Below are 19,585 nucleotides of genomic sequence, written 5' to 3'. Positions count from 1 at the left end.
GCTTCGCTTTTCGCGCGAGCAAGCTTCGCGCCTACAGGTGTTGAGCTTGGCTATTAAGCTCAAAATGTCATTAACTTCCCATAAGTAACTTATGTTTTACTTATGGGGTTGTGGTTTTATTTTACTCTCTATAAATAAAGTAAAGTTTACTTATAGGAGGTAAATATACGTTCAAACTTAAAAGTAAGTTATATTTGACTTTTGGGTGGGCTACCCTAAAATAAATTGTATAAGTAAACTATAGTTGACCTTTAATGAGTGAATTACCAGCAAAAAAAACACTTGGAAGAGTTGTTAAGCGCACTGAAATGCCTGATCTATCAAAGCCGTTTTCGTCGGTGCGACTCGCTAAAGCGATTACTTCAAAGCGAACAGGCATGAAGCTTACGCTGGTTGATGTATCGCAAGCACTTAATATTTCAAAGCCTACGCTGATAAAAATAGAAAAAGGTGATGTGAATGTGCAGTTTTTTAATGTACTCAAAGTGATGGAATACTTGGGGTTGTCGTTTAGCCTTGTCAGTGATGACGAGTCGCACCACAATAACAAGGATGAGGTGAGCGATGAGCAGTGGTATTAAAAAAAATAGCTTAGATGTATTTATTGGGCATACGCAGAAGATAGGTGCGATAGCCCTTGATATAGGCTCTGAAAATGAAATTGCATTTACCTATGAGCCTGAGTGGATTAATAAGGGTTTTGCTATTTCACCACACTTACCGCTCAATGGTGATTTTGACTCACGTGATGTGCGTAATTATTTACAAAACTTATTACCCGAGGGCAAAGGTCTTGATGAGATTATAAGTAGTACTACTATCTCTAAAAATAATACGTTTGGTTTGATTAAAGTAATTGGCGAGGAAACGTCAGGCGCTTTGTCGTTTAGAGCAAGTAACAGTACTTTAAAGCAAACATCTTTTCGTGAAGTAACTAGGGTCTGTTGATCTTTGCGGATTAAAATTTGTCCAAACTAGGAGCTATTTAATCGCGACGCGAGCTTTGCAACCTAGTGGGCTAAGTAAAAACCGAGCAACAAAGAGTAAATAGCTCCTAGGAAGAACCCTTTGGGCAGCGCCTGTTTGGCATTAATGCTACGTTATCGCCCATTTATGGGGAATAACCACACTGCATAGGCTCTGCCTTGCCTAAATACCAAACAGGCTGCTGCAAATTTAACCTTGAAAGAACAGCAGACCCTAGTGACGAGCTAAGCCAAAAACTTAAACGCTTTGTACAAGTTGGAGAACCAATTACTCATTGGGATGGCCGAACTCGGCTCTCTGTTGCTGGCGTTCAAGACAAACTAAACCTACTCGAAATCGATAGTAAATTAGGATTTGGTGAAGGGGAGCTATGTTCTAATAAAATTTTTAAATTTGAAACAGGTACCGCGCCTTTCATTGCAGTAAATGAACTTTTTACCATGCTTTTGGCAAAAGAGTCGGGGCTCAATGTTCCCCATGTTGAGTTGCGCACTTACGCAGATATAAGAGTATTTGTAATAGATCGCTTTGATAGGCGCGTTACACAAGATCAAAGCCGTGTATTACGTCGTCATATTATTGATGGTTGCCAAGCCACTAATTTACCTCCTTCTTATAAATATGAGCGTCAGCATGGTGATGATGGGGATGGTATTTATATTCGAGATGGCGTTTCTTTTGCAAAACTCTTTAATGTTAAAACAACGAATGTACAAGCGTATGAGGCTCAGCTTATTCGTTGGATGACATTTAATATTTTAGTACGTAATTACGATGCTCATGGCAAAAACATTAGTTTTTTTGTTGGTAAAAATGGTTTAGAGCTTACGCCGTTTTACGACTTGGTAAATATAGAGGCTATTATTGAGCAGGGAAGCATTGACCGTTATATGGGCTATCTACAGCCCAAAATATCAAGGTGTTATGCTATGTCAGTGGGTGAGCATAATTCGCAAAGTGCAGGCAATTTTACTAATGAGATTACAGCTTATATGTTAGCTGATTTTGCTGATGAATTTGCTATTTCACTACCACGGATGCAACTACTTATGAGTCAAACCGTTGACTCTGTATTAGCCGCAATTGATACTGCTAAAGTTTCTGCTGTTAAAAATAACTTGTCTACTGCTGAATTAGCACACATTGATTTGTGCATAAAAATAATTAATAAAGCTGCAAATAAGCTGAGTGAGCAAATAATACAACTACCAAATATGCATTTATTTAAATATTAGAAAATAAATACACGTATTTTGAGTGATAAATTCATATTTTGGTTGTCAGCATCAACGCGATATTTGTAAATTAAAATTAAAAGTGCGAGATAAAATCACACCTACGCTTTTGTTAAGAGTGATGTTTACATTAATGTAGGTGAGGTTTTATACCTCGCTTATAAATACATTTTTTACCACAGAAAAGTGAATTATTGTTCTATGTAGCGCTTAAAAGTAATGAGGCAATTAACTCTGCTATTCGCCTCACCATGTGAGGCGAATAGGTGTTTAGGTGAGCTTTGTAGAGTTGATTGGGGTAATGATCTAGTTACTAGAGGGCAAAGCGCGATGTAAAATCGCACCTACAATTTAAAAGCCTCGGTTTCCCCTTATTCCAACCGCGTTATTTTTACTTTTATTTTACCTGCATTAGCGCCATAAAAGCGGCTTAGGTCGTTTGCGAATGGGCAAAACTCGCCTGATTTATCCACTTTAATGTCGGCGCCGTTGGCTATTTCAAAAAGGTGGTCGTCGTTTTTATTAATAGCACCAATGAGTGAAAACCATTGTGCGCGAGGAAATCGTCTAAATGGTTCAAGCACGGCCATCGGGATTTCTTTTACGCCAAGTTGAACGTTATCGCGGTTCCAGCCTAATGGCGTGCACTTTATGCCATCGTCAAACCAATATTGATTTGGGTATGGGGTAAAGCGATACGTAGCGCCTTGCTCTAGCATGAGGCCGGTTGCGTTGTATTGCTCAGAGGCAAATACCATTACATCTTGGTTTTGGTTAATGCTCAGCACACTCATGTTTTGATTAGCCAGTTCTATATGTTGGCTTAAACCAATAAAGCTAAGTGTGGTGTTGTCGTTGTAGCTAATTTTGTAATGCAGTTTTTTAAGCGATTCTGGGCGGTAACTGGTTAGCTTATTAATACGTTCGGCTACGCTGTAGTGTACTAAGGGCTCAAGGTTGCTGGCTTCGTCATCAATTAATATATAGCACTGCCTATCTACTAATTTAAAAAACGGGTTAAACCAAAAGTAATTTTGTTGATGACTTAATGCGAGCGGATCGGGCGTTACGGTTACGTCATCTTGTGCTACTAAGTTGCTATCGGGGAGTAGGGTTTCGTAATCTATATCGTGGCTAGTGAGTAACGAAATATTAAGCGGTTGTTCTATTAACCACTCAAGTGCGTAGCGCAAGCAAATATCGGCTAGGCCATCGCGGTAGTAACCGCCGCCAATGTCTGAATGCGCTCCTGCAAACCATAGCTCGGTAATATTGCTTTGATGGTTCATGAGTGTGGGTTCAAACGCACGGCGTTTTTCATCAAGGGCTACGCAGTGCAGCGCGTGAGTAATGTTGTTGGCAATGGTGTGGTTTTCAAAAATAACGTGCTCTGCGCCGCGTGTGGCTTTACTTACTTTTGATAAGCCAATAGAGGCGACAGTATCAAACACACATACGTAAACATTATCAGCAATTAAAGGCTCTAGGATTTTAGCAAAGCGCCTAGCAAGTGCACCGCCTCGGCTAAAACCCGTTAGCAGTATGGCATCGCCTATTAGGTAGTGAGCTTTAAAGTCGCTTAATGCTTGATTTAAAATACTGGCTACGTCGTCACCACGAGGTGCAAGGGTTTGGTTTAAAATGCGTTTAAGGCGGCTGCCTTTAGTGCCAATACCTTGATAATAAAAACTGAGTTGGTTTGCAAAAGGAGTAATGGGGGAGTCTTCTAATTTACCGCCAAGCAGTAAATGCAATTTTAGAATGTTGGTAATATTAGAGTCTTCTTTAAAATGCTCTGAGCTAAATTGCTCTGCATCACGGGGCTCGTTTCCTGTGCCGTCAAAATTAAAAATTAGCGTTTTACCCGTCATAACCCAATTTCCTTAGTTGTTTTAAATACTCTACACAGACAATGTTAAATATTAAAGACAATATTTTGGTTAGTAACAAATACGCCAACTAATTTGTTGGCGTATTAAAAGTGCGGGTTATAGGCTATTAAAAGTATAGTGATTTAGCTGCGTGCCCTCTGCGGGTTTTAATGCGGGGTTTAACTTAATTAATTGCTCGTAAACCTCAGGATAAAACGTTTTTAATCGTGCTGCGCGAGAAAGGTGATTCGGTTCAATTTTTTCAACAAGCTGTAAGGCTAAAGGAATCATTGGGCTTAACTCCCCTTTGGTGTAGCTTTGTTCTAGCGCTAAGTCGAGTATATCTACGCCTAATTTTTCTGAATCAGCGGGTATTTTATTATCAATTAGAAATTGTACTACCTCGACAGAAGACGATACAGCTTGTACATAAACGTCGCGCCCATACGTATCGGTAATCGAAAAATCAAAACCAGCTTGTTTAAGCTTTTGCCATTGCTCAAGCGGAAAACGACTTAATCTTGCTAAATCACTCGGTGGCTTAGGTTCAACTCGGCTTTGCCAGATCGCTATAAAGTCATGAGGCTCTAATAGTAGGAATGAAAAAAGTGTATCGGTTTCTGTTTGAGTTAATGGTGTACTAAGGCTGTACTCATAAGCTTTTTGGTAATCTTTTTTAGACAAATATTGGCTGAACGCGCTATGACTTCTATCGTTTGAAAGCTGATTGCTTAGTATACTCCACCAGTAATTAACTAATACGGGGTCTTGTTCTTGTAAAACATACTCGAAGTTATTACCGTGCTCTTTTTTTACCTCTAGCACCGTATTATATGCTCGCATAGTAGAGTGTAATTGCTCAGTAGCGCTTAACTGCTGCTGTAATAGTTCACAGTTTTGTCTTTTATTATCTAGATCTTTCTTTTGTTGCTTCAAATCTACTAAAAAACGTGCAACATCAGAATTATCGGGCTCACTCACTTGGGGCAATGTGGCGTTGTCTATTTTACCAATAGGGCTAAAGTAAGCATATTGCTCAGGGTTTTCCTGCTCATTAATATAGGCGCCTTGCTGGTAAATAAAATCACTTACAAAAGAAACGCCTTTGCCATTTAGGTCGTCATTAGCATTGCCGCTATGAGCTTTATAGCCCTGCTCTGTAAGGTAGTTTAACATTTGAGTATGCTTTGCATCTAAAGGGGCTGGCGTTAAGTTACCACTTTTAGGCAGGCTTACTATTGCAACGTCTAAACCCGTAAATAAGCCTGGCTGATTGGTTGGTGTTACGCCTAGTTGCTGCAGTGCTTTTACAAGCGGTAAATTAAACTGGCTTACGGCAATATCAGCCATGTTATATAAAACAGAATTTTCTTCGTACAGCGGCATAGCATCCAGTGCCGGCACCTGCTTCATCAGCGCAAAAATATACTCATTAGGAATGTTGTTTTTAATCGCAGTAGCTACTTCATTTACTGTAAATTGGTTAGATGAAATTGCCTGCTCAAACTCTTTTGGCGTAAATTTATTTGCATTAAGCACAAACAATGTAGCCGGGGAAATAACCTCACTGCCTTCAAGTTTAATAAACGTTTTAGAATAAGTGGTAAATGTATCTGAGTTGTTTAATAAAGCATAAAGTGTTTCTTTTTGTACATTTTCATCAAGGGGTACACTCAGAGTAAGTCCTGGAGGGCTATGCTTATTATCTCCAAGCTGTTGAATCATTTCTTTTACTTTATCATTGGTGAAGCCTTTAATTGCCTCAATGCCTTGCCAATTAGCTAATTCGTTTAAAGAGCTAGTAATATTAAGCTGCTGTTTTTGCTCAGTAACTATGGCATCTCTTAAAAAGGCAATGTATTGACGCTTATTGATTTCTGATAGGTTTGCATACTTTAAAATCGTAGGGACCGACGTCCCTTTTTTAAGCTCACTCACAAAAAATGAAACAAGCGATTGGTTTAAATTATTTATTTTTATATGTTGTTGCTGTGATTGATCTCTGCAAAGGCGAATATCTTTTTTTAGATCTGTGACTATTCGAAGCGGGGTGCCTTCTGCAGGCTGCTTTTTATTAACTAAGTTAGGCTCAGTGGCATTTGGTGCAGCCACGTTGGGCTGCTCTACATCGGCTGTGTTAGGCTGGGTTTTAAATAGATATACTGCCAAAGCCGCTATAATTATAAGTCCGAGAAGTAGCTTTTTCATAACCGCCAATCCTTTGATGTTATTAAAATATTCTCACATCGTACTACTTTAGGTACGCAAAGTGCAAAAAAAGCTTTAAGAGATAATACTTATTAACTCTTAAAGCTTTTTTGTGGTTTTGTGAGCGTACTTAATTTATTAGTGCAACTTCATTTTAGGGCGCACTACACGCAGCACTTTTTCGCTTATCCATAATGCAAAGGTTTTTGCGCTACCGTGTATGGCGCGTTGGTGCATACGGTATAAAGATATATACATAAAGCGGGCAATTTTACCTTCAATAAAAAAGGTATTGCTGGTTAGGTTACCCATTAAGTTACCCACGGTGCTGTAACTCGATAAGTTAACCAACGAGCCATGGTCGCTGTATTTAAAGCCGCGTAGTGGTTGCTGCTTTAGCGTTGCGATGAGGTTTTTTTCGACGCATAACGCCATTTGATGCGCCGATTGTGCGCGTGGTGGTACTTGCTTGCCGTCGGCTTGGGTAAATGCGCAGCAATCGCCTAATACAAAAATGCTTTCGTCTACGGTGCTTTGTAAAAACTCGTTTACTTGAATTTGGTTGCTGCGCGTCAGCTCAAAAATACCTAAGTCTTTTATAAAATCAGGTGCTTTTACGCCTGCTGCCCACACCATAATATCGGCATCAATGTGTTCTTCATCTTTGGTGATAAAGCCTTGTGCGGTGCCTTCTTTTACTTGTGTTTGCTCGCGCACGTTTACGCCAAGTTTTAATAGCTCACGTTTTGCACTTACGGCAATACGCTCTGGTAATGCTGGTAAAATACGTGGTCCGGCCTCTATTAAATGTATATGCAAACGCTTAGACGACATATTTGTTAAGCCATAAAGCTTTAATAGTTCAGACACATGATAAAGCTCAGCTGAGAGCTCAACACCGGTAGCACCGCCGCCTACAATGGCAATATTAAGTGATTGCTGTTGGTTGTCGTCTTGGTGAAGGCGTGTAAAGCTGTCGAGTAATGAATGCTGAAAGCGCTCTGCTTGTTGGTTTGAGTCTAAAAAGTAGCAGTGATCTTTTATACCTGGGGTATTAAAGTCGTTACTTACGCTGCCAATGGCAATCACTAGGTGGTCGTAGCGCACGGTGCGCTCGGGTAAAATTGTGTGGCCTAGCTCGTCTAAAAGTGGTGCAAGGGTAACTGTTTTATTGCTTTGATCTATATTGCAAAAAGTACCAAGTTGAAAGTTATAGTGGTGTTTTGCAGCATGGGCTGAATACACAACGCCATCTAAATCGGGGTCAATAGAGCCTGTCGCTACTTCGTGCAGTAACGGCTTCCATATGTGGGTACGGTTTTTGTCTATTAGTAGAATTTCAGCTTGTTTTTTCTTTCCTAATTTATGGCCTAATTGCGTTGCGAGTTCTAATCCGCCAGCACCACCGCCAATAACGACGATTTTAGGTGTAGTAATATTCATAACGTTGCCCTTAAAAATAATATACCCAAGTGATCTGTATTTTTTATTAGTTTTTTAAGATGACTTGGGTATCAATAAATTATTTTGGCAACAAGTAGTTACTACTCATTTTATAGTGCTTTAGTTTGCGCTTAAATAAAGGTGATGTCAGCAATAAATAATGTTATTTGTTGTATACTTATACCCAAACCGTCTCAATATGCAGAATTCAGCGTTTCACAGGGGCTTAATATCAAGGCGTTACTTTGCAAGAATGGCAGCCCCCTTTTAAGAAGTAACAACGATGAGAGTAAGTGCCTGTGAAACGCCCAATGGGTTGGTTTAAAAGCGATTTATACTGCGTTATTGATTTTAACAATAGAACCACTATTATTTGCAATCAATGCCTTGCCTAAATCGCTTTTAACTCCAACTGAAACTCTCATCTTGAGATGGTTTGGGTATACATGCAAATATTTCATCTACACCGCAATTTTATAAGCATGACTATTGTTTAGCCATCAAAAGGACATTTATGACCACGCCATTAATTCAATCACTTGAGCAGCACTTTGGTTTTAGCCAATTTAGAACAGGGCAACAACAAACTATAGAGCAGCTTTTAAATGGTCAATCGTCGTTGGCTATATTTCCGACCGGTTCGGGTAAATCGTTGTGCTATCAATTAACTGCGTTGCATTTACCAAATTTAACGTTAGTTGTTTCGCCTTTACTAGCATTGATGAAAGATCAAATTAGCTTTTTAAATAGCAAAGGTATTTACGCGGCAAGCCTTGATTCGAGCCAAGATCAAATGCAAAGCAGCACCGTAATGAATGATGTGCGAAGTGGTAAAATTAAAGTACTAATGGTGTCGGTTGAGCGCTTTAAAAACGAGCGTTTTAGAGAGTTTATAAGCCAGGTGGCGCTTTCGATGTTAGTGGTAGACGAAGCGCACTGTATATCTGAATGGGGCCATAACTTTAGACCCGACTACCTTAAACTACCGCGTTACCGCGAAGAGCTTAATATTCCTTTAGTATTGCTGCTTACGGCAACGGCGACTAAAAAAGTTAAACGCGATATGGCAGAGCGATTTGCTATATCGCCTGAGTGTATTGTGCAAACGGGCTTTTATCGCGCCAATTTAGATTTAAGCGTGCTGAGCGTTAAAACCGCCGATAAAAACACCGAGCTTACCAACATTGTGCGCGCGCAAAATGGCCCTGGTATTGTGTATGTAACGCTACAGCAAAGCGCCGAGCAAGTTGCTAATGTGCTAAGTGCACAAGGTGTGCACGCGGTGGCGTATCATGCGGGGCTTGAAGATACGCTACGCTGGCAAATTCAAGATGACTTTATGGCGGGTAAAATTAACGTAGTGGTGGCAACCATAGCCTTTGGTATGGGCGTTGATAAGTCAGATATTCGTTTTGTTATACATTACGATTTACCAAAATCGATTGAAAACTACAGCCAAGAAATTGGCCGAGCAGGGCGCGATGGCAATCCATCAAACTGCTACACCCTTGCCAATTTAGATGGGCTAAATACGGTTGAAAACTTTGTATATGGCGACACCCCTGAGCTTAGCGGTATTGAATACGTAATTAACGATATTCGCCAAAGCCACCAGCAATGGGAAATGCAAGAATACAGCTTATCAAGCGAAAGTAATATTAGACAACTGGCACTTAAAACCTTACTTGTACAGCTTGAAATGCAAGGCGCTATAACGCCGCAATATGCCTACTACGCTGATTTTAAATATAAATTTTTGGTCGATAAAAACGAGCTACTAAGCCAGTTTGACGAGCAGCGACAAGCATTTTTAACACAAATATTTAGCCATACCGATTTTAAAAAAATATGGGGCACGCTAAATTTTGACTCCCTTACGCAAGCCGCGCAGGTTGATCGAAAACGTGTAGTGGCAGCCCTTGATTACCTAGCCGAAAAAAACCTAATAACGCTCGAAACCAAACGTATTACCCAAGTATACAAAGTGCATAGCGAGGTTATAAATAACCCAGAACTTGCCCAGCAACTACACGACTACTTTAGTGATAAAGAACAAGCCGAAATTAAACGTATTGCTGCACTGGTACGCTTTTTTGAGCTACAAAGTTGCTTAAGCTATAACTTAGCGCGCTATTTTGACGATCAAAATGCACCACAGCAATGTGGGCATTGTAGTGTGTGTAGAGGTCATGCGGTTAAGCTTGAATACTCTATAGAGCCTGCATATGTTGAGGAGCAACTTATTTATCAAAAGGTGGATGAGTTTTTAGCGCATATGGCAGACAAAGGTAATCATAATGTGGGTATTGAAACCCAATGCCGCTTTTTAGCTGGGATGAGTGTGCCATTATTTGCGCGTAATAAAGTGCGCCAATTGAGTGGTTTTGCACTGTGCGAGCAAATGCGTTACAGCGATATTAAAGCAAAACTACTAGCGCGTTAAATTAGTTACTGTATCCTAGTGGCTTATTCAAAAAAGTAAGCCACTATGCCTCATATTGTTATTCCTGTTGAAAATATTTCTACTACCCCAGAGCCTGTTACGTGTGCTAACTGCCAAGCCTGTTGTTGCCAATTAGAAGTGCGCATAGTAACCGACACCGGCGTGCCATTTAACTACATTGAATACGATAAATGGGGCAGCGAAGTAATGAAACGCGCTGACGACGGTTGGTGCCAAGCACTCGACCGCAATACGCTTATGTGCTCCATTTACGAAAACCGCCCATTAGTTTGCCGCGAGTTTGAAATGGCCTCAGACGAGTGCATTACCGAGCGCGATTTAGCGGGTATATAGTCCGCTATTATTAAAGTACATAAACAACAAAGGGGCTTAAAAGCCCCTTTGTTTATTGTTTACTATAAAAATTAAACTTTAAAGTAGCTAATATACTTTTTAAGCGTGTTTGAAAGGTCAGCTAATGCAACGGCTTCTTGTGCGTTACTGTTAAGAGACATGCTGGTTTCTTTGGACATACTGGCAATTTCTTCCACGCCGGTACTAATTTGCGCCACGGTGGCTACTTGGTTTGATGTTGATTCAACAATTTCAAGCACGTTACTTAATGAGTCGTTAGCTTGTTGCTGTATTTGATGCAGTAACTCGTTTGCTTCGTGGGTAAGCGTTAGGCCATTTTCTACTTGCGGTACTGTGGTTTCCATAGCTGTTACCGACGCTTGCGTGTTTTCTTGCACTTGCAAAATCATCTTTTCAATGTCGCCTGTTGCATCACCGGTACGCTGGGCAAGTTGCCTTACCTCGTCAGCTACAACAGCAAAACCTCGGCCAGTTTCGCCTGCTCTTGCAGCTTCTATTGCCGCATTTAGTGCAAGCAAGTTTGTTTGATCAGAAATGCTGCGGATCACACTTAAAATATCGCCAATGTGTTTTACATGTTCTTGCAGCACGTTTACTTGGGTAACTGTGGCTTTTACGGTTACAGAAATTTGCTCAATTTCGGCCGCTACTTTTTGCACTGCAATACTACCTTGCTGCGATAGTTGTGCAGTTACTTTTGAGTTATCTTCGGTTTGTTTAACAGAGCCTGCAACTGCATTAATACTGCGGCTCATTTCTTCTAGGCTGCTTACTGCCGAGTTTGTATAGGTTACTTGTGCGTCAGCGGCACTAAGTGCTTGCTGCGAGCCAGACGCTACGCTTGCAGAGTGCGTAGAAAGCTCTTCAGATGAGTTAATAATGCTATCTACAATGGTTTTTAATTTAGATTGCATAACCCCTACAGAAGCCATCATGCTATTTGGGCAACACGACTGTACATCACCTCTTAAGTCTCCTTGGGCAATAAGGGCAATTACTTCGGCGGCTTCTTGTGGTTCGCCACCTACTGACTTTCTGATCAGTTGGCTAATAACATACGCAACGCTTGCACCTATTAAAATTGCAAGCGCGGTGAGCGAAATCATCCAAATTTCAAATGAACTGGCAATATCGAGAGTATTAATAGTGGTGGTTTGATTTGCTTGCTCTTGCAGGTTTATAAATTGGTTTATAACACTTAGCCACTGGGTAAACGCAGGGCGCGCATCGGTTAATAAAATGCGTTCAGCTTCGTTTAGGTTTCCTGCATTTTTAGCGTTTATTACACCTTGAATAAAAGGCTGAGTACGCTGCTCTATTTGATTTATTTTATTAATTAAAGCGCGCTCTTCACTATTCATATCACCCATTAGCTTAGCCATAGCGCGGCTTGACGTTTGGTAAAATGCGTTTAGCTCTTGTATGTTATTTAACACGGTACTTAAACTGCTTTGCTCGGTAATTAGCACTACGTCGCGCACGGCTATTGCTCTGTCGTGTACGCTGCCTCTGAAGTTAATTGCGTAACGTTGCTTTACCGAATTTACGTCGGTCATGTGGGTAATGTTATTATTAATAAGGCTAACGCGCGAAATTCCAATAATGGTTAAAATAATCATCATTGATAAAATTACGCCAAAGCCGGTCGTTAAACGCATGTTTATGGTCATGGTTGATCCCAAGGGTGAGTCAATACGCGCAAGAGCAGCTTGTATTATTAGTGAAAATACTTAAACAATAGCAGCATTATGCCTTATTAATTAAAGTTTTATTAGCAATAAGGTAGATGATTGTTAATTTAGTTTACAAGCGTAACTTTGGCGGGGCATATTTTACAGGTATTAAAAAAGGGGCTAAATGCCCCTAGTGTTATATAAAATATTATATAAAGGTTTAGTCGTACTTTGCTTCTAGCTCATTAGCTGTATGAAACTTCTCATGGCTTTGTAATTGCTCGTCGTATTTAACGAGGTTTTTAAAGTGCGCTAATTGACCTGAGTTTTTAACTATTTCAACAATAAACGACATCATAAAGTCAGCGCCCGTTAGGGTATCGCCCACTAAATAACGTTTACCTTCTAGGCGGTCGTTAAAGTAGCTAATTACTTTAGCTGTTTCAGCGTCGGCATAGCCTTCTAAAAACTGTGTTTTAGCGCCGTCTTTTAGTACAAACATTTTAAGTAAAAGCGGTAAAATTGCTGAGCTTTCTGCAAAGTGCAGCCACTGTTGGTAGTCAACATATTCAGCGGTATCTACTTTTGGAGCAAATTTACCATTGCCGTATTTAGTAATAAGGTAGTCTGTAATAGCGCCTGATTCAGCAATAATTAAACCGCCGTCTTCAATTACCGGTGACTTACCAAGTTGATGAATATGCTTTAGTTCGTCAGGTGCTAGAAATGTGTCTTTATTACGCTGATAAGCCACAATTTCGTATTCAACATCTAGTTCTTCTAAAAGCCAAATTATACGTTTAGAACGGGATTTATTTAAATGGTGTAGTTTAATCATATCAGTCCTTTTTTGGCTTGTAAGGGCTTTGCCTTACAAGCCGTATAAAATTAAAGTGGGTTATTAATTTTAACCACAGTTTTACCAAAGTTTTTACCGCATATCATATCGTTGAACGCGTCTACTGTATTTTCGATGCCTTCTACCATGTGCTCACGGTATTGAATTTTTCCGTCTTGTAGCCATTTTTGCATGTCTTGTGCAAACTCGTCGTAACGGTCGCCGTAATCATCAAAAATGATAAAGCCTTGCATTTTAATACGCTTAGTAAGCAATTGACCCATTAGCATACCTAAACGGTCTGGGCCTTCTGGCAAGCTAGTTGCGTTATATTGCGATACTAAACCACACAATGGTACGCGCGCTGCGGTATTTAGTAATGGTAGTACGGCGTCGAATACTTTACCGCCCACATTTTCGTAGTAAACATCAATGCCTTTATCACAGGCTTTTTCTAACTGCTCTGCAAAGTCATCAGCTTTGTGATCAATACAGGCATCAAACCCTAGGTTTTCAACGGCGTGTGCACATTTTTCGCTACCACCAGCAACACCGACTACTTTACAGCCTTTAATTTTAGCTATTTGACCAACCGTTGCGCCTACAGGGCCTGTTGCTGCTGCAACAACTACGGTTTCGCCTTCTTTAGGCTGGCCAATATCAAGTAAACCCATGTAAGCAGTAAAGCCAGGCATACCCATAATACCTAATGCGTATGAAGGGTTTGCAGGCTCTTTACCTAACTGCATTAAGCCTTCGCCGTCGGTAATGGCGTAGTCTTGCCAACCTGTGTAGGCAAGTACCCATTCGCCTTCGTTAAACTTATCGTTTTTAGACTCTTCTACTTGGCACACTGTTGCGCCAACCATTACATCGCCAATATTAACAGGGTCAGCATACGACTTAGCATCGCTCATACGACCACGCATGTACGGGTCTAGCGATAGGTAAATAGTACGTAGTAAAACTTCGCCGTCTTTTAATGCAGGAAGCTCTACCGTTTTTAATTTAAAGTTTTCATCTTTTGGAGCGCCATTAGGGCGTGATTCAAGAGTAAGTTGGCGACTAGTCGTAGACATATAAGATCTCCTATTAATATAAATAAACTACTTACCGAATGTTTACGTTTTAAAAATCGTGTTCAGCTAAACAATAATGCGCGGCTAAGCAGTATGAATATGTACAATGCGTACCTTAATAAAGGAGTTTTGGGCGGGTGGTTGATAATTCAACCTTTGCGCAGATTTAATTAGAGTAATTAGTCTGCTTTGAGCTTACTAAATATATGATTGTTGTAAAGTACCCCGTTTTTATAAATGGCCTGTTTAAGCACAGCCTCTTGCTCAAAGCCGCTCTTAGTAAGTGCTTTCATAGAGCCGGTATTACCAGCAAACACGGCACCAAAAATTCTGTTTAAGTGTGAGCTTGCAAACGCTTCATTGCATATAAGTTCAATAGCGCGAGTAATAATACCTTGCCCCCAATAGGCTTTATTAAGCCAATAACCAATTTCGCCACTGCGTTTGTATTCAAATTCGCCGGGAGTTATACCAATACAGCCCGCAAATTGCCCATTTACAACAATGGCCTTAATAATGCCGTTTTTTGAGCCTTGGTTTATCCACCAATCAGCATCGGCTTGCGTATACGGAAACGGAATTTTTGACGATAAATAACGCGTTACCTGTTCATCATTTAAGGTGTTAATAATAAAAGGCGCGTCTTGGGCTTTAAACTCTCTGAGGGTGATCATATTTTTTCATAAATTTTTAGTATGCACACTAACTTAACAATCATTTAAGAGTTAAACAATCAGAACCTAAATTAAACGCTTTACGGCTATTACTTTGTTTTAAAGTCCTCTAATATAAGCAAAATATTACACCTATTTTAGATGCCATTATGCACCCTCACATTAAAGCGCTTTATAACAGCGCCCTAAAACCAAGCCGTTTAATTATTGGTTTAATGAGCGGCACCTCGTTGGATGGGCTTGATGTTGCACTGTGTAAAATAACGGGCGCGGGCTTAAATACTCACATTGAGGTTTTAAATTTTACCACCGTTGACTACAACGACGATTATAAAACTAAAATAAAGCAGGTATTTGCCAAAAGAGAATGCGATTTAGAACTTGTAACTTTACTGCACCCGTGGGTAGGTAAACTCCATGGCGATATGGTTAACCAGTGCTTACATACTTGGCAAATAGACCCGGCAAGTATTGATGTTATAGCCAGTCATGGGCAAACCATTTACCACTGCCCGCAGTCGCAGCATAATCACAAAAGCTTTACTAATGGCACCTTACAAATTGGCGATAGCGACCAAATAGCCGTTACTACGGGTATTACAACCATTGGTGATTTTAGGCAAAAACACATAGCCGCAGGAGGCGAGGGCGCACCACTTGCTGTGTATGGCGATTATTTGTATTTTTCGAGCGCTGTGGAGAGTCGGATTTTGCTAAATATGGGCGGCATAGCTAACTTAACGTTTTTACCCAAAAATGGTGATGCAAACCGTGTGTTTAGCTCCGACATTGGCCCCGGTAATACCATTATGGATGCCTACGTACAGCAACATTTTAAAGATATGCATTATGACGATGGCGCAAAAATAGCTAAAGCAGGCAAGGTAAATACACCATTATTAAATGCATTGTGTAATAACGCATTTTTTAAACTCCCAATGCCTAAAACCACAGGGCCTGAGGTATTTAACTTAGCGTATTTAAACACCGCACAGCAGCTTACAAATACACAGCACTTAAGCCATGAAGATGTAATGGCCACCTTAAATACCTTTACAGCAACCGCTATAGCAAATGCATTAAACGAGTGTGCAGAGCGCGCACAAAATTGTGTGGTGTATGCAAGTGGTGGGGGTATTCATAACCCATTACTAATGGCGCAACTTACAGCGCTTTGCCCACGTATTAAGGCTTTTAAAAATACCGACGATTTAGGTATAAACCCCGACGCAAAAGAGGCTGTGTTATTTGCTATTTTAGCAAACGAATGCCTAGCCGGAGAGCAGCAACACCTAAGTAACACCGCACAAGGTATTGCGGGAGTTACTATGGGTAAAGTGAGTTTTGCAGACTAGGGCGTGTTGGTCTTTGTGGATTGAAATTTGTTCAATCTAGAGGCGATTAAATCGCGGCGCGAGGTTTGTAACCTAGTGGGCTAAGTAAAAACCGAGCAAAGCTTCCGCGTCCTGCTCACGCCCCTTACCTACATCCATGTAGGCAACAAAGAGTTAATCGTCTCTAGAAAGGACCCAAAGGGCAGTGCATGTTTGGTATTTATGCTGCGTTATCGCCTATTTATGGGGAGTAACCACACTACATAGGCTCTGCCTTGCCTAAAAACCAAACATACTGCTGTAAATTCACCCACCAAAGTTCAACACGCCCTAACAACTTATAAGTAGTGTCGCGTAATTTAAGTGCAGTTTGCATTAAAACAGCGATAAAAACGTAGAGCCCATACTTGCAAAGTAGCTACGAACGCCCTGTGACTTGGTATGTTCAGTTTTTATTTGCTCAGGGATATAGCCTTGCTCAAATGCTTTAATGTACACATCGAGTTGCTGGCTTTCTTTTAAGGTCGTGTTTTTTCCGTGCAGCATCATTTGCACTACAAAACACTGGCTTTGTGTAATGTTACTTAAAGTAAGATTTACAGTACCAGATTCAAGGTCTGCATTGCTCAGCGTTTTTTCAGTAAAATACTGCGCCCCACGCGCACTGGGCTGCGTTGCACTTAGTGAAATAACATCGCTCTCATTTGCGCCATCAGGCAACACACACTGCAGCGTAATGTTATGCGCAGCATTGGCTTTTAGCGATAGCTTTTCATATTCCATAGCGTGGCTCATTGCCGCAGACATAGAATCATCAAATGATTGCAGTGCAAATGTTAGTTGCACTAAGGGTGTACTCATCTTACTTAATCTTCTTGAGTCTATTCATTTATCGGATAGAGATTATCGCTGATCAAAGTTACAGATTTATGACTAATTGCATTATTTAGTACAATTATTGAGTAGTTTGATCAAAGAGGATCTTTTTGTTCTTTCTCATCCAACTTTGGAATGTTTTATCACACATCTGGAATGAAGAGCCATATGTGGCAGTGCTTGTAGCGATGGTGCTTCCGTTCCTTATTTGGGTTCTTTTCATAGGGGACAGAATTTTGTTTTTAGGCTTAAACTAATTAAACAGAGATTCCCAACTAAAATTCTATACTTTATCTTTTTTGGTTTATTACTGTATGGATAGCGGTTTATTGTTGTACCTCATATTAATAGAGCGGTGTTAGCGGCCAAGATAAATATCGCAATGCAAATGTTCTAAGGCGGTTATGAGCGAAAACCAGTTATTGAGATTGGCTAAATATAGTAGTTAATTGATTGGTCAAACTGCTTTTTGCGCATATATTCATGAAAATGCGCGCTGCGCGCAAATTGGATTATTAACTTCACCTAAAAACTTTAGAAAACTTAGTTATAGTAATACCTTAGGTAATTTGCTAAAACTATATAAAGTAGATAGATGAGCGTTATGTCGGCAGAAATATGCTTGATGAGCGTACTATTAAATTGCTAGGTGTTCGGCAGATCTTACAGTAGGGATATAACTTGAAAATTAGACACTTAGAAGAATTTGATCATAAAGATCTTCATAATATTTATAGCTTTACGGAAGTAATGGCAAATACATCACAACTTCCTTTTTTGAGCTCTTCGCAAGTTTCAAATCTCTTTTCAGCATCAAATCAATACACGTTAGTCGCAGAAGTTGATGGTAAGGTGGTTGGACACGTGACGCTATTCCTAACGGATAAAGTTCGGGATAAGCATACTGCTTCTATTGCCATCGCTGTTCACCCTGAAAGTCACGGACAAGGTGTCGGAAAAGCCTTGATGCATGAAGCAATCAATCAAGCTGATAATTGGCTTAATTTAGTTCGTGTTGAATTAGAGGTTCATGCTGATAATCTTTCAGCCAAAGCTCTGTATGAAAAGGTAGGCTTTGAAACTGAGGGCATTAAGCGTTTGAGTACATTCAAAAGTGGACGGTATATAGATATGGTTATCATGTCCAGAATCAGCCCTGCACATGGAATGAACGCATAACAAAGCGTTTAAGGCAGATTCGCAACGCATGGCATTCTTGGTTCAAATGAGTTTTGTGTTTACGGTGTAATGGTTTAGGTTAGACGTAGGCGTCACTCACTACTTAACGCGGCGTTATGTTGTTTTGCAAGTTAGTAGGAATTTTTAAAGGGATTTGAATTGAATGAAATTTTTCAAACTTACAGTGATAATATTATTTGCTTTAATTATTGGTGCAGCACTGTCATACCAGAAAATCATCTCAGACATATTGATACCACAGTATGTTGACTGGGCTTATGAAACTGAAAGAAAAGGCTCGGAGTCAGGAATTCCGCTAAATTCACGAGAATTAGCTTTGGCAGCTGATATAGGAATTCAAAAACCAGAGAAAGTCAGGATTGTACATGTTGAAGAAGTACCCTTTCCATTCGAAAACTTCGCTCTAAAAACACTAGGTGAAGCACTAGGTTTTATTGGTGAAGGTATTACCAATAACGCTCAGGCTTTCGGGTATTCTATTTATGTTCGTAATGGATATGAGCTCAATAGGCCAAAATTGGCTCATGAATTGGTTCATGTGCTACAAATCGAAAGATCTAGTCTTGACCAAGTGATAACTCAGCACTTCTCTGACATAGCTGAATTTGGTTATGACAAAGCACCTTTAGAAGTCGAGGCTTTTAAAGCAAATAAACAGTATGCAGCTGATTGGTAATTAAACGTTGAAAAATCACATTAAGTCGGTCGCAAGCTCCCTGGGACAGTAATACGTGGACTCAGTCGCTTCGCTCCAAATTTTAGCCCACGTGTTATTGCCCCTAAGCGGGGTGTTAGTGTTCAAGGAGGTTTCAGATGAGAGTCAAGGCTAGCAAAAAGTTAAAAGCTGAAATGTTCAAAAGAGTTTTGATCGCTTTAGTACTTTTTGGAATCGGAGTTTATATTCTAGGTTCACCTGATGAAGTTTGCTTTGAGATATTATCTCGCGATCTCTGTAACTCCGAAGATAAAGCTGTAATTTTTCATTGGATACTGTTTTTTGATTCTCTTTTACTCGCATATGTTATGTTGCCCTTTTTTCACTTAGGCGCTATGAAATTCATTATTAAAGCAAAGAACACTAACAAGAAAATGAACAAGGACTAAAAACAGTGGGCTTTTGCTCCTGCGTCGCCTATTTTAGCCAACAATTTTTGGGTCAAAAGAGTCAAATTTTGACTTCATACATCAAGGTTTGCCAGTGCCTGCTGATGTCGCACTAGCGAAGTTTGCCAGAGTACGCCTATCAAATTAACTATATCCTTAAACCTTTAATGTACTTGAGTGGCTAGCAACGTACGGGTGATCCCTTCCAGCGTTAATTGAGAAATAAGCTCAATTCCAGCATTGAA

General features: G+C 40.1%; 16 protein-coding genes. 8 read left to right on the top strand and 8 right to left on the bottom strand.

The genetic code is table 11. The annotated features are described in order from the left end of the window. Positions 1-254 precede the first annotated feature (254 nt). The 3 genes from H5089_RS07865 (at position 255) to H5089_RS07855 (ending at position 2,222) form a co-directional block, all read left to right on the top strand. Positions 255-581 carry a helix-turn-helix domain-containing protein gene (locus tag H5089_RS07865; RefSeq protein ID WP_029753647.1) on the top strand — a complete coding sequence of 109 codons (327 nt, stop codon included), beginning with the start codon at positions 255-257 and terminating at the stop codon, positions 579-581. Continuing rightward, positions 565-948 (top strand): HipA N-terminal domain-containing protein, encoded by a 384-nt coding sequence (locus H5089_RS07860; protein WP_259396065.1) that lies wholly within the window; start codon positions 565-567, stop codon positions 946-948. Before H5089_RS07865 ends, H5089_RS07860 begins: the two co-directional genes overlap by 17 nt. Before the next feature lie 197 nt (positions 949-1,145). After that, on the top strand, positions 1,146-2,222 hold the full coding sequence (locus H5089_RS07855) for a HipA domain-containing protein (RefSeq protein ID WP_259396064.1): 1,077 nt from the start codon (positions 1,146-1,148) through the stop codon (positions 2,220-2,222). Positions 2,223-2,593: 371 nt separating this feature from the next. Here H5089_RS07855 and H5089_RS07850 read toward each other — a convergent pair whose 3' ends face one another. The 3 genes from H5089_RS07850 to H5089_RS07840 form a co-directional block, all read right to left on the bottom strand. Next, complete coding sequence (locus H5089_RS07850) at positions 2,594-4,093, bottom strand: DUF2235 domain-containing protein (protein WP_182711914.1); 1,500 nt, start codon at positions 4,091-4,093, stop codon at positions 2,594-2,596. A 117-nt stretch (positions 4,094-4,210) separates the two neighbouring features. Beyond that, positions 4,211-6,301: a cupric reductase gene (locus tag H5089_RS07845; protein WP_182711913.1), complete on the bottom strand. Its 2,091-nt coding sequence runs from the start codon at positions 6,299-6,301 to the stop codon at positions 4,211-4,213. A 138-nt stretch (positions 6,302-6,439) separates the two neighbouring features. Continuing rightward, positions 6,440-7,744, bottom strand: a complete 1,305-nt coding sequence (locus H5089_RS07840) for an NAD(P)/FAD-dependent oxidoreductase (RefSeq protein WP_182711912.1) — start codon at positions 7,742-7,744, stop codon at positions 6,440-6,442. Between the two features lie 514 nt (positions 7,745-8,258). Between H5089_RS07840 and H5089_RS07835 the strand changes: the two genes are divergently transcribed. Together H5089_RS07835 and H5089_RS07830 are read left to right on the top strand one after the other, a co-directional pair. After that, complete coding sequence (locus H5089_RS07835) at positions 8,259-10,187, top strand: ATP-dependent DNA helicase RecQ (protein ID WP_182711911.1); 1,929 nt, start codon at positions 8,259-8,261, stop codon at positions 10,185-10,187. Positions 10,188-10,232: 45 nt separating this feature from the next. Further along, on the top strand, positions 10,233-10,541 hold the full coding sequence (locus H5089_RS07830; protein WP_002962790.1) for a YkgJ family cysteine cluster protein: 309 nt from the start codon (positions 10,233-10,235) through the stop codon (positions 10,539-10,541). A 71-nt stretch (positions 10,542-10,612) separates the two neighbouring features. Here the strand turns inward: H5089_RS07830 and H5089_RS07825 are convergent, their stop codons facing one another. The 4 genes from H5089_RS07825 to H5089_RS07810 all read right to left on the bottom strand — a co-directional run bounded on the left by H5089_RS07825 (position 10,613) and on the right by H5089_RS07810 (position 14,826). Beyond that, entirely contained in the window at positions 10,613-12,232 is a 1,620-nt protein-coding gene (locus H5089_RS07825) for a methyl-accepting chemotaxis protein (protein ID WP_182711910.1), read from the bottom strand. A 223-nt stretch (positions 12,233-12,455) separates the two neighbouring features. Then, entirely contained in the window at positions 12,456-13,073 is a 618-nt protein-coding gene (locus H5089_RS07820; protein WP_182711909.1) for a glutathione S-transferase family protein, read from the bottom strand. A 50-nt stretch (positions 13,074-13,123) separates the two neighbouring features. Continuing rightward, the gene (locus H5089_RS07815; protein WP_024597792.1) at positions 13,124-14,152 is read right to left on the bottom strand and encodes an NADP-dependent oxidoreductase; all 1,029 of its coding nucleotides are present in this window, start codon (positions 14,150-14,152) and stop codon (positions 13,124-13,126) included. 179 nt (positions 14,153-14,331) lie between these two features. Then, on the bottom strand, positions 14,332-14,826 hold the full coding sequence (locus H5089_RS07810) for a GNAT family N-acetyltransferase (RefSeq protein WP_182711908.1): 495 nt from the start codon (positions 14,824-14,826) through the stop codon (positions 14,332-14,334). Positions 14,827-14,975: 149 nt separating this feature from the next. Here H5089_RS07810 and H5089_RS07805 point away from each other — a divergent pair, with 149 nt between their 5' ends. Beyond that, positions 14,976-16,181: an anhydro-N-acetylmuramic acid kinase gene (locus H5089_RS07805; protein WP_182695254.1), complete on the top strand. Its 1,206-nt coding sequence runs from the start codon at positions 14,976-14,978 to the stop codon at positions 16,179-16,181. Between the two features lie 354 nt (positions 16,182-16,535). On the opposite strand, the gene H5089_RS07800 is transcribed toward H5089_RS07805, so the two are convergent. After that, positions 16,536-17,021 carry a hypothetical protein gene (locus H5089_RS07800; RefSeq protein WP_010554987.1) on the bottom strand — a complete coding sequence of 162 codons (486 nt, stop codon included), beginning with the start codon at positions 17,019-17,021 and terminating at the stop codon, positions 16,536-16,538. A gap of 696 nt (positions 17,022-17,717) precedes the next feature. On the opposite strand from H5089_RS07800, the gene H5089_RS07795 reads away from it, so the two are divergent. Both H5089_RS07795 and H5089_RS07790 read left to right on the top strand, forming a co-directional pair. Next, the gene (locus H5089_RS07795; protein WP_002962781.1) at positions 17,718-18,215 is read left to right on the top strand and encodes a GNAT family N-acetyltransferase; all 498 of its coding nucleotides are present in this window, start codon (positions 17,718-17,720) and stop codon (positions 18,213-18,215) included. 163 nt (positions 18,216-18,378) lie between these two features. Further along, positions 18,379-18,912: a hypothetical protein gene (locus tag H5089_RS07790; protein WP_182692310.1), complete on the top strand. Its 534-nt coding sequence runs from the start codon at positions 18,379-18,381 to the stop codon at positions 18,910-18,912. Positions 18,913-19,585 lie beyond the last annotated feature (673 nt).

The organism is Pseudoalteromonas sp. SR45-1 (assembly GCF_014163655.1).
In the GTDB taxonomy this organism is placed as follows: domain Bacteria; phylum Pseudomonadota; class Gammaproteobacteria; order Enterobacterales; family Alteromonadaceae; genus Pseudoalteromonas; species Pseudoalteromonas distincta.
This window is presented reverse-complemented; position numbering and strand designations above follow the sequence as displayed.